General features: G+C 71.3%; 8 protein-coding genes. 4 read left to right on the top strand and 4 right to left on the bottom strand.

Annotated features, from left to right (window positions below; genetic code table 11):
- Window positions 1–28: 28 nt before the first annotated feature.
- Window positions 29–1,027 carry an ADP-ribosylglycohydrolase family protein gene (locus ACJA3G_RS13770; protein WP_406553240.1) on the bottom strand — a complete coding sequence of 333 codons (999 nt, stop codon included), beginning with the start codon at window positions 1,025–1,027 and terminating at the stop codon, window positions 29–31.
- A 249-nt stretch (window positions 1,028–1,276) separates the two neighbouring features.
- Between ACJA3G_RS13770 and ACJA3G_RS13765 the strand changes: the two genes are divergently transcribed.
- The 3 genes from ACJA3G_RS13765 to ACJA3G_RS13755 all read left to right on the top strand — a co-directional run bounded on the left by ACJA3G_RS13765 (window position 1,277) and on the right by ACJA3G_RS13755 (window position 8,447).
- Window positions 1,277–2,008, top strand: coding sequence for a VIT1/CCC1 transporter family protein (locus tag ACJA3G_RS13765; protein WP_406553239.1), 732 nt, complete (start codon window positions 1,277–1,279; stop codon window positions 2,006–2,008).
- Between the two features lie 420 nt (window positions 2,009–2,428).
- On the top strand, window positions 2,429–6,994 hold the full coding sequence (gene gltB / locus ACJA3G_RS13760) for a glutamate synthase large subunit (protein WP_406553238.1): 4,566 nt from the start codon (window positions 2,429–2,431) through the stop codon (window positions 6,992–6,994).
- Entirely contained in the window at window positions 6,987–8,447 is a 1,461-nt protein-coding gene (locus ACJA3G_RS13755) for a glutamate synthase subunit beta (protein WP_406553237.1), read from the top strand. The genes gltB and ACJA3G_RS13755 overlap by 8 nt, the downstream gene beginning before the upstream one ends.
- Window positions 8,448–8,579: 132 nt before the next feature.
- Here the strand turns inward: ACJA3G_RS13755 and ACJA3G_RS13750 are convergent, their stop codons facing one another.
- The 3 genes from ACJA3G_RS13750 to ACJA3G_RS13740 all read right to left on the bottom strand — a co-directional run bounded on the left by ACJA3G_RS13750 (window position 8,580) and on the right by ACJA3G_RS13740 (window position 11,833).
- Window positions 8,580–9,296, bottom strand: a complete 717-nt coding sequence (locus tag ACJA3G_RS13750; RefSeq protein ID WP_406553236.1) for a calcium-binding protein — start codon at window positions 9,294–9,296, stop codon at window positions 8,580–8,582.
- Window positions 9,293–10,483, bottom strand: a complete 1,191-nt coding sequence (wecB, locus tag ACJA3G_RS13745) for a non-hydrolyzing UDP-N-acetylglucosamine 2-epimerase (protein WP_406553235.1) — start codon at window positions 10,481–10,483, stop codon at window positions 9,293–9,295. Before wecB ends, ACJA3G_RS13750 begins: the two co-directional genes overlap by 4 nt.
- A gap of 108 nt (window positions 10,484–10,591) precedes the next feature.
- Window positions 10,592–11,833, bottom strand: coding sequence for a glycosyltransferase family 2 protein (locus tag ACJA3G_RS13740; RefSeq protein WP_406553234.1), 1,242 nt, complete (start codon window positions 11,831–11,833; stop codon window positions 10,592–10,594).
- Between the two features lie 515 nt (window positions 11,834–12,348).
- On the opposite strand from ACJA3G_RS13740, the gene ACJA3G_RS13735 reads away from it, so the two are divergent.
- Complete coding sequence (locus tag ACJA3G_RS13735; RefSeq protein ID WP_406553233.1) at window positions 12,349–14,163, top strand: DUF2334 domain-containing protein; 1,815 nt, start codon at window positions 12,349–12,351, stop codon at window positions 14,161–14,163.
- Window positions 14,164–14,381: the final 218 nt, after the last annotated feature.

The following is a 14,381-nucleotide window of genomic DNA, read 5'->3' as shown; positions in this document are numbered from 1 at the left end:
GAGCCCTCCTCGTCCCGGTAGGTGTCCATCACGCGCTCTCCTCCTCCGGGTCCGGTGTCAGCAGGTCCGCGATGTCCAGGACGTGGTGGCCGCGCATCTCCGGGAGGCAGCTGCCGCGGACCGGGCCGATCCGGCTGGACCAGGCGGTGGGGATCGAGGCGGCGCCGCCGTACGCGCCGGCCAGGGCGCCCGCCACCGCCGCTGTGGTGTCCGCGTCGCGGCCCATGTTCACGGCGGTGAGGACCGAGGCCGTGAAGTCGCCCCGGGCCGTGGCGAAGGCGCCGAAGGCGAGGGCGACCGCCTCGGGGGCCAGGTCCGTCCAGGGGTAGCCGCCGATCACCACCGCCGAGCGGACCGCGCGCTCGCCCTGGTGGGCCACGGCCACCGCGCGGCGCAGCGAGCGCGCGGTCCAGGAGTCCATCGGGATCACCGACAGGGCCGCGGCGATGACGGAGGTGAGGCCCGCCCCCGCCATCGCCGCCGCGACACCCGCCGCGACCGCCTGGCCGCCGTAGATCCCCTCGCCCTCGTGGCTGACGCAGCCGTCGATCGCCACCAGCCGCGCGGCCTCCCTCGGCGCGCCCGCGGCGAAGACGCCGAAGGGGGCCGCCCGCATGGCGAGTCCGTCGCTCCAGGCGTGGCGGTGCTGGGCGGAGATGGGGGCGGCCAGGCCCCGGCGCAGGTTCTCCAGGGTGCCCCGCTCGCTGAAGCCCGCGCCGCGGAAGGGGCCTTCGTCGCGGTCGGCGATCCAGTGGTGCCAGGCGTGTTCGACGTGGGTGACGGTGAGCGCCGATCCGTGCCGGGCGAGCAGCAGCCCGGAGAAGATCGCGTACTCCGTGTCGTCCGTGCCCGCCGGGTCCTCGCGGACGAACCCCTCGATCCGGCCCCAGCGGCGCCGGATCTCCGAGGGTTTGAGGTTCTCGGCGGGGGCCCCGAGCGCGTCTCCGACCGCGAGGCCCAGCAGCGCGCCCCTGGCTCGCTCGCGGATGGCCTCGGCTGTTCCCGGGCCGCTGGCGATCAACTCCATGGGAGGGCCTTTCGCGTCGCCTGATCCTTCGCTTGATCTCTGCCACACGGAACGACCCGGGAGTCCATCCGTCACACCAATGGCCACATGTGTGCATGTGCGGCCACGAATGAGCGAAACGGGGCTCTGACCTGGGTAAGTACGGCCTGCCTTGCTAGCGCGGGACTTACATCGCGCGTAATTTCGACACCGAAGAGGCGACGAGGGGAGCGGACGCACGGTCCGCCGCCGCAACGCAAGGGGAGAGCTGTGTCCGTCATCGACACCCACGCCACGCTGCACGAGGCGCACCGGGACAACCACACCCACCGGGACGTGAACGGCGGCTGGCTGCGTCCGGCGGTCTTCGGCGCGATGGACGGGCTCGTCTCCAACCTGGCCCTGATGACCGGTGTCGCGGGCGGCGCCGTCTCGCAGCACACCATCATCGTCACCGGCCTCGCGGGGCTGGCGGCCGGGGCGTTCTCCATGGCGGCCGGCGAGTACACCTCGGTCGCCTCGCAGCGCGAGCTCGTCGAGGCCGAACTCGACGTGGAGCGCCAGCAGTTGCGCAAGCACCCGGTGGACGAGATGGAGGAGCTGGCCGAGCTGTACGTGTCGCGCGGCGTCGAGCCCGCGCTCGCCCGCGAGGTCGCCATGCAGCTCTCCCGCGACCCCGAGCAGGCGCTGGAGATCCACGCCCGCGAGGAGCTCGGCATCGACCCGGACGACCTGCCCTCGCCGCTCGTCGCCGCCGTCTCGTCCTTCGGTTCGTTCGCGCTGGGCGCGATCCTGCCCGTACTGCCGTATCTGCTCGGGGCGAGCGTCATGTGGCCCGCCGTGCTGCTCGCGCTGGTCGGCCTCTTCGCCTGCGGCGCCGTGGTCGCCAAGGTCACCGCGCGCTCGTGGTGGTTCAGCGGGGTGCGTCAGCTCGCGCTCGGCGGCGCGGCGGCGGCCCTCACCTTCGGCCTCGGCTCGTTCTTCGGCACGGCCGTCGGCTGACCGGCCGCCCGGTTTTCGGCCGCCGCCCTCCCGCCGCCCGCAAGGCCCGTCCGGACGTCTCCCCGTCCGGGCGGGCCTTCGCCGTGCGCGCGGACGGTTCGCGGGCCACCATGTGACCTACGTCCTGCTCGGGAAGGCCCCGGGGCCCGTAGGATGCGGGAGTATGCAGGGCGCCACATAAGTAATCGTTACTCCACGGTTTCGTGGCTTCCGTGGACGGGCATAGGCCGTACACACTCCGCCGCCGCAGGCAATGAAGCCTGCCCCGGACGGCACGGCGATCGCCGTCGAGTGTCCGCATGTTGGAATGGACTATCCGGTTCCCGAGATCCAACCCATCATGTAACCTGCACGAAATTTCGCAGAGGGCCAACGTCGTCCCTCGGCACTCAACATGCCACGACGACGACGGGAGAGCCGATGCGTTCCGACGCCTGGTCGCCCATGGACGGTCGACCCGCCCCGCAGGGGATGTACGACCCCCGTAACGAACACGACGCCTGCGGGGTCGGGTTCGTGGCCACCCTCACCGGGGAGGCCAGCCATGAGCTGGTCGAGCAGGCGCTGACCGTACTGCGCAATCTCGAACACCGGGGTGCCACCGGCTCCGAGCCGGACTCCGGCGACGGCGCCGGCATCCTGCTCCAGGTCCCGGACGCGTTCCTGCGCGAGGCCGCCCCCTTCGAGCTGCCCGAGGCCGGTGCGTACGCCGTCGGTATCGCCTTCCTGCCCCTCGATGACAGCGCCGCCGCCGTGGCGCGGATCGAGGCCATCGCCGCCGAGGAGGGCCTGGACGTCCTCGGCTGGCGCGAGGTGCCCGTCACCCCCGAGCTGCTCGGCAACGGCGCCCGCGCCACCATGCCCGCCTTCCGCCAGCTCTTCGTCGCCGACGGCGCCAGCACCGGCATCGCCCTCGACCGCAAGGCCTTCGTCCTGCGCAAGCGCGCCGAGCGCGAGGCCGGGGTGTACTTCCCCTCGCTCTCCGCCCGGACGATCGTCTACAAGGGCATGCTCACCACCGGGCAGCTGGAGCCGTTCTTCCCGGACCTCTCCGACCGCCGGTTCGCCACCGCCGTCGCGCTGGTCCACTCGCGCTTCTCGACGAACACCTTCCCCTCCTGGCCGCTCGCGCACCCGTACCGCTTCGTCGCCCACAACGGCGAGATCAACACGGTCAAGGGCAACCGCAACTGGATGGTGGCCCGCGAGTCGCAGCTCGTCACCGAGGTGTTCGGCGGCGACGGCAAGGACCTGGCGCGGATCTTCCCGGTCTGCACGCCGGACGCCTCCGACTCCGCCTCCTTCGACGAGGTGCTCGAACTCCTCCACCTCGGCGGGCGTTCGCTGCCGCACTCGGTGCTGATGATGGTTCCCGAGGCGTGGGAGAACCACGCCTCGATGGACCCGGCCCGGCGCGCCTTCTACCAGTACCACGCCACGATGATGGAGCCCTGGGACGGCCCGGCCTGCGTCACCTTCACCGACGGCGTCCAGGTCGGCGCGGTCCTGGACCGCAACGGTCTGCGCCCCGGCCGCTACTGGGTCACCGACGACGGTCTGGTCGTGCTCTCCTCCGAGGTCGGCGTCCTCGACATCGACCCCGCCAAGGTCGTCCGCAAGGGCCGCCTCCAGCCCGGCAAGATGTTCCTCGTCGACACCGCCGAGCACCGGATCATCGAGGACGACGAGATCAAGGCGGCCCTGGCCGCCGAGGCCCCGTACGCCGAGTGGCTGGAAGCCGGCGAGATCGAGCTGGAGGACCTGCCCGAGCGCGAGCACATCGTGCACACGCACGCCTCGGTCACCCGCCGCCAGCAGACCTTCGGCTACACCGAGGAAGAGCTGCGCGTCATCCTCGCGCCGATGGCCCGCACCGGCGGCGAGCCGCTCGGCTCGATGGGCACGGACTCCCCGATCGCGGCCCTCTCGGAGCGCCCCCGGCTCCTCTTCGACTACTTCACCCAGCTGTTCGCGCAGGTCACCAACCCGCCGCTGGACGCCATCCGCGAGGAGCTCGTCACCTCGCTGCGCTCCTCGCTGGGTCCGCAGGGCAATCTGCTCGACCCGACCGCCGCGTCCTGCCGCTCCGTCACCCTGCCGTTCCCGGTGATCGACAACGACGAGCTGGCGAAGCTGATACACATCAACGCCGACGGCGACATGCCGGGGATGAAGGCCGCCACGCTCTCCGGCCTCTACCGCGTCTCCGGCGGCGGCGCGGCCCTCGCCGAGCGCATCGAGGCCATCCGGGCCGAGGCCGACGCCGCCATCGAGGACGGCGCCCGCCTCATCGTCCTGTCCGACCGGCACTCCGACGCCGAGCACGCGCCGATCCCGTCGCTGCTGCTCACCTCGGCCGTCCACCACCACCTCATCCGTACCAAGCAGCGCACCCAGGTGGGGCTGCTCGTCGAGGCCGGTGATGTGCGCGAGGTGCACCACGTCGCCCTGCTCATCGGCTACGGCGCCGCCGCCGTCAACCCGTACCTGGCGATGGAGTCCGTCGAGGACCTGGTCCGCGCGGGCACCTTCATCGACGGCCTGGAGCCCGAGCAGGCCATCCGCAACCTCATCCACGCCCTCGGCAAGGGCGTCCTGAAGGTCATGTCCAAGATGGGCATCTCGACCGTCGCCTCCTACCGGGGCGCCCAGGTCTTCGAGGCCGTGGGCCTCGCCGAGGAGTTCGTCGGCACGTACTTCAGCGGCACCGCCAGCAAGATCGGCGGCGCCGGGATCGACGTCATCGCCAAGGAGGTCGCCGCCCGGCACGCCAAGGCCTACCCCGCCTCCGGCATCGCGGCCACCCACCGCGCGCTGGAGATCGGCGGCGAGTACCAGTGGCGCCGCGAGGGCGAGCCGCACCTGTTCGACCCGGAGACGGTCTTCCGCCTCCAGCACGCCACCCGCGGGCGCCGGTACGACATCTTCAAGAAGTACACCGAGCGCGTGAACGAGCAGTCCGAGCGCCTGATGACGCTGCGCGGGCTCTTCGGCTTCTCCTCCGACCGCCCCTCGATCCCCATCGAGGAGGTCGAGCCGGTCTCCGAGATCGTCAAGCGCTTCTCCACCGGCGCCATGTCGTACGGCTCGATCTCGCGCGAGGCGCACGAGACGCTCGCCATCGCCATGAACCAGCTGGGGGCGAAGTCCAACACCGGTGAGGGCGGCGAGGACGCGGACCGTCTGTACGACCCGGCGCGCCGCTCCTCCATCAAGCAGGTCGCCTCCGGCCGCTTCGGCGTCACCAGCGAGTACCTGGTCAACGCGGACGACATCCAGATCAAGATGGCCCAGGGCGCCAAGCCCGGCGAGGGCGGCCAGCTGCCCGGCCACAAGGTCTACCCGTGGGTCGCCAAGACCCGGCACTCCACCCCGGGTGTCGGTCTGATCTCGCCGCCGCCGCACCACGACATCTACTCCATCGAGGACCTGGCGCAGCTGATCCACGACCTCAAGAACGCCAACCCGGCCGCGCGCATCCATGTGAAGCTCGTGTCCGAGGTCGGTGTCGGCACGGTCGCCGCCGGTGTCTCCAAGGCGCACGCGGACGTCGTCCTCATCTCCGGCCACGACGGCGGAACGGGCGCCTCCCCGCTCACCTCGCTGAAGCACGCGGGCGGCCCCTGGGAGCTCGGCCTCGCCGAGACCCAGCAGACGCTGCTGCTCAACGGTCTGCGCGACCGGATCGTGGTGCAGACCGACGGCCAGCTCAAGACCGGCCGCGACGTCGTCATCGCGGCGCTGCTGGGCGCCGAGGAGTTCGGTTTCGCGACCGCCCCGCTCGTCGTCTCCGGCTGCGTCATGATGCGCGTCTGCCACCTGGACACCTGCCCGGTCGGCATCGCCACCCAGAACCCGGTGCTGCGGGACCGCTTCTCCGGCAAGCCCGAATTCGTCGTCAACTTCTTCGAGTTCATCGCCGAGGAGGTCCGCGAGCTCCTCGCCGAGCTGGGCTTCCGCACCATCGAGGAGGCCGTCGGCCACGCCGAGCTGCTGGACACCAGCCGCGCGGTGCGGCACTGGAAGACCCAGGGCCTCGACCTGGACGCCCTCTTCCACGTGCCCGAGCTGCCCGAGGGCGCCGTGCGCCACGCGGTGACCGCCCAGGACCACGGTCTGGAGAAGGCGCTCGACAACGAGCTCATCGAGCTCGCCGCCGACGCGCTGGGCGCCGCCACCGCCGAGGACGCCCGGCCGGTCCGTGCCCAGATCGCGATCCGCAACATCAACCGGACCGTCGGCACCATGCTCGGCCACGAGGTGACGCGGAAGTTCGGCGGCGCGGGCCTGCCCGACGACACCATCGACATCACCTTCACCGGCTCGGCGGGCCAGTCCTTCGGCGCCTTCGTGCCCCGGGGCATCACCCTGCGCCTGGAGGGCGACGCCAACGACTACGTCGGCAAGGGCCTCTCCGGCGGCCGGGTGATCGTCCGCCCGGACCGGGGCGCCGACCACCTCGCCGAGTACTCCACCATCGCGGGCAACACCATCGCGTACGGCGCGACCGGCGGCGAGCTGTTCCTGCGCGGCCGTACCGGTGAGCGGTTCTGCGTCCGCAACTCCGGCGCCCTGGTGGTCTCGGAGGGCGTGGGCGACCACGGCTGCGAGTACATGACCGGCGGCCACGCGGTGGTCCTGGGCGAGACCGGACGCAACTTCGCGGCCGGTATGTCCGGCGGCGTCGCGTACGTGATCGACCTCGACCCCCACCACGTCAACGCCGGCAACCTGGCGGCGGTCGAGGCCCCCACCGAGGCCGACAAGCAGTGGCTGCACGACGTCGTGCGCCGCCACCAGGAGGAGACCGGCTCCACGGTCGCCGAGAAGCTGCTCGCCGACTGGCCGGCCGCGGCGGAGCGCTTCAGCAAGATCATCCCGTCCACGTACAAGGCAGTGCTCGCCGCCAAGGAAGCCGCTGAGCTCGCCGGTCTCTCCGAGCAGGAGACCACCGAGAAGATGATGGAGGCGGCGACCAATGGCTGACCCCAAGGGCTTTCTCACCACCGGTCGCGAGGTCGCGCGGACCCGCCCCGTGGCCGAGCGCGTCAAGGACTGGAACGAGGTCTACGTTCCCGGCTCGCTGCTGCCGATCATCAGCAAGCAGGCCGGGCGCTGCATGGACTGCGGCATCCCGTTCTGCCACAACGGCTGCCCGCTGGGGAACCTGATCCCCGAGTGGAACGACTACGCCTACCGCGAGGACTGGTCGGCCGCGTCCGAGCGGCTGCACGCCACCAACAACTTCCCGGAGTTCACCGGGCGGCTGTGCCCCGCCCCCTGCGAGTCGGCGTGTGTCCTCGGCATCAACCAGCCCGCCGTCACCATCAAGAACGTCGAGGTCTCCATCATCGACAAGGCGTGGGACAGCGGCGACGTCACTCCGCAGCCCCCGGAGCGCCTGTCCGGCAAGACGGTCGCGGTCATCGGCTCCGGCCCGGCCGGGCTGGCCGCCGCCCAGCAGCTGACCCGGGCCGGCCACACGGTGGCGGTGTACGAGCGCGCCGACCGCATCGGCGGTCTGCTGCGCTACGGCATCCCCGAGTTCAAGATGGAGAAGGTGCACATCAACCGCCGCATCGAGCAGATGCGCGCGGAGGGCACCAAGTTCCGCACCGAGGTCGAGATCGGCCGTGACATCGACGCGGCGAAGCTGCGCCGCCGGTACGACGCGGTGGTCATCGCGGCCGGCGCCACGGTCTCCCGCGACCTGCCGGTCCCCGGCCGCGAGCTCAACGGCATCCACTTCGCCATGGAGTACCTGCCGCTGGCCAACAAGGTGCAGGAGGGCGACTTCGTGGCGCCCCCGCTGACCGCCGCGGGCAAGCACGTGGTCGTGATCGGCGGCGGCGACACCGGCGCGGACTGCGTGGGCACCGCCCACCGCCAGGGCGCGGCCTCGGTCACCCAGCTGGAGATCATGCCGCGGCCCGGCGAGGAGCGGAACGCCAACCAGCCCTGGCCGACCTTCCCGATGCTCTACAAGGTCACCTCGGCCCACGAGGAGGGCGGCGAGCGGGTCTACTCCGTCTCCACCACCCACTTCGAGGGCGACGAGGACGGCAACGTCCAGTTCCTGCACCTGACCGAGGTCGAGTTCATCGACGGCAGGCCGGCCCCCAAGCCCGGCACCGAGCGGAAGATCCCCGCCCAGCTCGTCACCCTCGCCATGGGCTTCACCGGCACCGACCAGTCCAACGGGCTGGTGGCCCAGTTCGGCCTGGAGCTCGACGAGCGCGGCAACATCGCCCGCGACGCGGACTTCGCGACCAACGTCGACGGGGTGTACGTGGCCGGTGACGCCGGGCGCGGACAGTCCCTGATCGTGTGGGCGATCGCGGAGGGCCGTTCGGCAGCACGTGGTGTGGACCGGTACCTTACGGGGAGGAGCGAACTGCCCGCCCCGATCCGTCCGACGGACCGGGCCCTGACGGTCTGATTCCCTCCACCCCAAAACGTTCCGTACAACGGTGTACGGGCTGCGCCGGTCCGGGGGACACCCCCGGCCCCCCGCAGCGCGGCGCTCGCCCCACTGTCCCCGACCGGACGACTGGGCGGGCGCCGCGGCGCGTCACCGCTTGTCGCCCTCGGCCCGCAGCCCCCGGAACTCCACCCGGGCGTCCTCCGTGTACGCGCCCAGGGCGCCCTGGAGATAAGGGCGTTCGGTGTCGGTGAAGTCGGCGAGGCCCGCCGTGTCCACGGCCACCCGCAGGTGGCCGCCCCGCTGCTGGACCTGGACCGTGTACCAGGCGCCGACCGGGAAGGGCCGCTCGCCGGTGGCCAGGAAGCGCTGGCCGCCCGGGTAGGCGGGATCGCGTTTGCCCAGCTCCCAGCCGTTGGGCTTGAGGGTGATGTAGTAGAAGTGCTCCGGGTCGGTGTACGCCCAGACCAGCCAGGCCACCTCCCAGGTGTTCGGCGCGGGGGTGCGCAACTGCTCGACCGTGCGCATCCGGGCCTCGTAGCCCACGTCCCCGTACACCGCGCGGCTCACCACCAGGCCGGCGTGGGTGGTGCCGGGGCCGGTGGCGGCCTTCGGCGTCAGTTCCAGGGCGTCGTCGGTTCCCGTGTTGACGCCGTGGCCGTTGAACACCGACCGCCAGAGGCCGTGTGCCGTGCCGTCGGCCCACGGCTGGCGCGGCGCCGGGCCCCTGTCCGCCACGCACCTGCTCAGGCCGAAGGCCCCGGCCGCCAGCAGCGCGGCGGCCAGGACCAGGGCGGTCGTCCGGCGTCTGCGGCCACCGCGCCCGGCCGGTGTGGCCGGGCGCCGCAGACGTGGTGCTGTCGTCATGCCGTCGAGTATGGCCCCGGTCCGCCGCCCGCGGGGGGCACGGGAAGAAGGGGCTCGGCGGCGCACGGGACCTCGGCCGCGAAGTCCTCCCCGAGCTGGGCGACGATCCGGGCGGTGGCGCCGCCGTCGCCGTAGGGGTTGCCCGCCGTCGCCATCCGCCGGTACGCCTCGGGGTCGTCCAGGAGCGCCGCCGTGGCGCCCACGATCATCTCCGGGTCGGTGCCGATGAGCCGGGCCGCGCCCGCCTCCACCGCCTCCGGCCGCTCGGTGGTGGTCCGCAGCACCAGGGCCGGCTTGCCCAGGCTCGGCGCCTCCTCCTGGATGCCTCCGGAGTCGGTCAGGACGAGGTCGCAGCCCGCGAGCGTGGCGGTGAAGTCCGGGTAGTCCAGCGGCTCGACCAGGGTGATGCCGGCCCGTCCGGTCAGCGGCAGCAGCGCGTCGCGCACCGCCGGGCTCTTGTGCAGCGGGATCACGATCTCCACATCGCCCCGCTCGGCGAGCCGGCCCAGCGCCCGCCCCATCGCCCGCATCCGGGGGCCCTGGTTCTCCCGCCGGTGCAGGGTGACCAGGATGCGTCGCCGCGCGGTGCGGAAGGCGCAGCTCCCGATCCCCTCGGCGAGCGCCCACTGGAGGTTGTCGATGACGGTGTTGCCGGTGGTGAAGATCTGGCCCGTGGGGACGCCCTCCGCCCGCAGATGCCGGGCGGCGCGCTCGGTGGGGGCGAAGTGCCAGCGCGCGATCCGCCCGATCAGGCTGCGGTTGAGCTCCTCGGGGAAGGGGTTGTCCAGGACTCCGGTGCGCAGCCCCGCCTCCACGTGCGCCACCGGCACGCGCTCGTAGAACGCGGCCAGCGCGCCGGCCAGCGCGGTGGTGGTGTCGCCCTGGACCACGACGAGGTCGGGCCGCTCCCGGCGCAGCAGTTGGCCGAGCCCTTCCACCAGACGGGACGTCAGATCGGAGAGCTGCTGGCGGTTGCGCATGACGTCGAGGGCGTAGCGGACGTCGACGCCCAGCAGCCCCAGCATCTGGTGGAGCATCTCGCGGTGCTGGCCGGTGGTGACGACGACCGGTTCGAACTCGGTACCCGCGGCCAGCGCCCGGGCCAGCGGCGCGAGCTTGATCGCTTCGGGCCGGGTGCCGAGCACCAGCATGGCGCGCACGGGCACGCCGGATGAGAACGCGGACATGGGTCCCCCCTAGGACAAGGTCGAGCACGATGAGAGAGAAGGATGAGAGAGAAGAAGGAGAAGAGAAGGCACGGGCGCGTACGGGGTCCGGCCCCGCCGCGGCGTGGCTCAGGTGCGGGCCGTCTTCAGCCAGGTGCGCTTGCCGGTCACCATCCGCCACAGCCCCCACCAGCCGGCCGCGAACCAGATGTAGCCGTAGAACACGAAGACATGGGCGACCAGCACCGACCGCACCAGACCGAGGTCCCGCTCCCGCTTGGCGTAGACGAACCCGTACGCGTACGCCGCGGTGAAGGAGAGCAGATACGGGCCGAGCAGCCACATCGGTGACACCAGGGCCCGGCCCGCCTCGACGGAGGCGAGCACCGTGCCGCCGAGGGCGACCAGGAAGGACAGCGGCAGCAGCGAGGTGAGCAGGATCAGCACCGGGCTGGAGAGGTGGTAGAGCAGGTCGAGCGCGGGGCGCGTCGGGACCTCCCGCAGGATGAGCGGGACGAGGCCGGCCGACTGGAGGTGGCCCTGGAACCAGCGGGACCGCTGCCGTACCAGGCGTCGCAGGGAGAGCACGGCCTGCTGGGAGACCGAGGCCGTGGTGCAGTGCTGGGTGCCCCAGCCCTTGGCGATCAGCCGTACGCCGAGGTCCAGGTCCTCGGTGAGGCTGTCGCTCCAGGGGCCGCCGGGCCCCAGGGAGTGGAGCGCCGACAGCCGCATGAACTGCCCGTTGCCGCCCATGCCGACGCTTCCGATGAAGCGGCGCGCGCTCTGGAACACATCGCCGTAGACCACGAACTCCATGTCCTGGAGGCGGGCGAGCAGTCCGGTGGCGCGGTTGTACATCCGTACGCAGATCTGGGCGGCGCCGGTGCGGGAGTCGTCGAAGAACGGGTCGACGGCCTGCACGACATGGCCGTCCAGGCGCCCGTCCGCGTCGACCACGCAGACGATGACGTCGTCCGGGTGGTGCCCGTCGAGCGCCCCGGAGGCGGTCAGGAAGCGTATGCCGTCGTTGAGCGCGGCACCCTTGCCGCGCCGGGCGTCGGGCAGTTCGCGCCGGTGGAGCAGGACCCGGTCGCCCGCGGCCCGGGCGATGTCGGAGGTGCGGTCGTCGGAGGCGTCGTCGATGACGAGCGCCAGGAAATTACCGGCCGGGAGCCCCGTGATGCGCGCAAGACTTTCGGCGAGTACCTGCTCCTCGTTGAGGCAGGCGAGGAGGAATACATAGAGCCGTTCTTTGCGCGGCCCTTTCCGGCGGGGTGCGCGTCGTCTGGAGAGAGCGAAGAGGCCGGTGTTGTAGCAGCCGGCCATCAGGATGATGGAAATGCTGGACCAGAGGAGCAGTTCGAGGATCATGTGCGCCCCCGGTGCTCATGGGGCTGGTCTTCACAGGTTGTTTTCGAATTCGTCCGCCATCGCATTCGAATTCTGATCGATATGAGGATGAAGGCGGTGAGGCAGTAGAGAGCGAAGCCGGCACCCGCCGTGGCCTGGAGAGCTTTGGCCAAAGGCAGGCCCGGTACGGTCTCGGGCGCAGCCGCCATCCCGGCCAGGGGCAGCACTGTGCCCCAGGCTGGCTTTCCGTACATGGGTCCCCCCCATTTGTTCGCGCAGCAGGTCTCATGTCCCTGCGCGAGATGGCGAACGTAGCAGACCCGGACACCCCGGTGAGAGGTGAAGTTAAAAGTTCATGGATCGTTTTTTACCGAAGCCGGACGGACGCGTTCCGGGGATCCTTCGCCTATTGACAGGCTTTGTGGTCCGCCAGAAGAATCGTGGGCCTAATTCGGCCGGGTTTCACGGCCCGGGAAATCCGGGGCGGTGCGCGGCCGATCCTCTGGGGAAGAGGGGGGAAGCGGATCATGAAATCCGTGAGAAGAACGCCCGGCGGGCGCCGTCGGCGCAGGCTGTCGCTGGTCCCGCTGCTGATCGCCGCCCTGCTGGGCACGGGCGTGGTGGCCTCCGCCGCCGCGCCGGACGGCAGGCCGCCGGCGCCCGAGCAGCTGAGCCCGGCCGCCACCCTGGGCAGGGCCGGGCTGGGGGAGTGGGCCAGGGCCCAGCTCGCGGCGGACGCGCAGCGCCGTACGGCGCCGCGCACACCGCTCCGGCCGATCCTGGGCACGGTGACGGACACCGTACGGAAGCTGCTGTCGGCCGCCGCGCCGGACACCGCCTCGACGCTGGTGCTCTACGACGACGCGGGCCCCTACGGGTACCTCGGTGAGCTGTACGCGATGGCGGCGGCGAACCTCGGCGGCCACTTCGGCAGCGTCACCGCCAAGCCCGTCCGCCAGTACACCGCGGGCCTGCTCGGCCAGTACACCGCGACGGTCTACCTGGGCTCCACCTACTACGGCGGCGGCATCCCCGACGCCGTGCCGGCCGCGTTCTACCAGGACGTGCTGGCCGGTACGAAACCGGTCACCTGGGTCGGGGACAACATCTGGAACATGGGCAACGCCGTGGGGGCGGCGCAGTTCACCCAGAAGTACGGCTGGGACCCCACGACGTCATACTTCGCGGACGCGAACGGCTCGGTGGGCAACGTCAGCCAGGTGGCCTACGGCGGACAGACCCTGACCCGGAAGATCCCGGCGGGCCAGGACGGCGGCGTACTGCGCCCGAACATCCTCACCGGAGCCGGGTATCCGGCGGTCACCCGGGTCGCGGAGGCGCTGGACTCGGCGAGCGGGGCGACCTTCCCGTGGGCCGTCCGGTCCGCGAACCTCACATACATCGGTGAGATCCCGTTCAGCTATGTTTCCGAAAGCGACCGGGTGATCGCGTACGAGGACATGCTGTTCGACGCCCTCGCCCCCGGGACCGCCGCCCGGCACCGGGCGATGTTCCGCCTGGAGGACATCAGCCCCGACTCCGACCCCGCCCAGCTGCGGGCGATGGCGGACTACCTCTACAGCCAGCACATCCCGTACGGCATCAACGTCATCCCCGTCTACACCGACCCCAAGGGCGTCTACAGCAACGGCGTCCCGCAGACCGTGACGCTGGCGCAGCGGCCCCAGCTGGTGTCGGCGCTGAAGTACATGCTGGCGCGCGGCGCCGTGCTGATGGAGCACGGCTACACCCACCAGTACGGCACCACCGACAACCCGTACACCGCGGTCACCGGCGACGACTTCGAGTTCTACCGGGCGCACGTGGACGCGTCCGACAACGTCGTCTACGACGGGCCGGTCGCGGAGGACTCCACGGCCTGGGCGCAGTCCCGGGTGAACTCGGGCCTGGCCGGCTTCGCCGCGGCCGGTCTGCCGCGCCCGCAGCTGTGGACGACCCCGCACTACGCGGGCTCCGCCACCGACTACCGCGTCTTCGCCCAGAACTACCCGGCCCGGCTGGAGCGGTCGCTCTACTTCGCCGGGACGCTCACCGGGGGGACGGCCGACCCGAACCGGTTCATCGGCCAGTTCTTCCCGTACGTCGTCAACGACGTGTACGGAACGAAGGTGCTGCCCGAGAACATCGGGAACTATGAACCCGTGGCACAGAACAACCACCCCGCGCGGTTCCCCGCGGACCTCGTCGCGTCGGCCAGGGCCAACCTGGCGGTCCGGGACGGCTTCGCGAGCTTCTTCTACCACCCCTACTATCCGCTCCAGCCGCTGAAGGACACGATCGACGGCATCAAGGCCCTCGGTTACACCTTCGTCAGCCCCGCGGCGCTGTGAGCGACATCGCCAAGAAGGCGGTCGCGGCTCTGGCCGCGACCGCCGCGCTGGTGCTCGCGGGCTGCTCGGGGGAGCACGGCGACCGCCTTCTTGGCGATGTCGCTCACAGCGCCGCGGGGCTGACGAAGGTGTAACCGAGGGCCTTGATGCCGTCGATCGTGTCCTTCAGCGGCTGGAGCGGATAGTAGGGGTGGTAGAAGAAGCTCGCGAAGCCGTCC

It is taken from the genome of Streptomyces sp. YS-3 (assembly GCF_045257485.1).
Classification (GTDB): domain Bacteria; phylum Actinomycetota; class Actinomycetes; order Streptomycetales; family Streptomycetaceae; genus Streptomyces.
The sequence above is the reverse complement of the archived record's forward strand: the minus strand, read 5'-3'. Positions and strand labels throughout refer to the sequence as shown.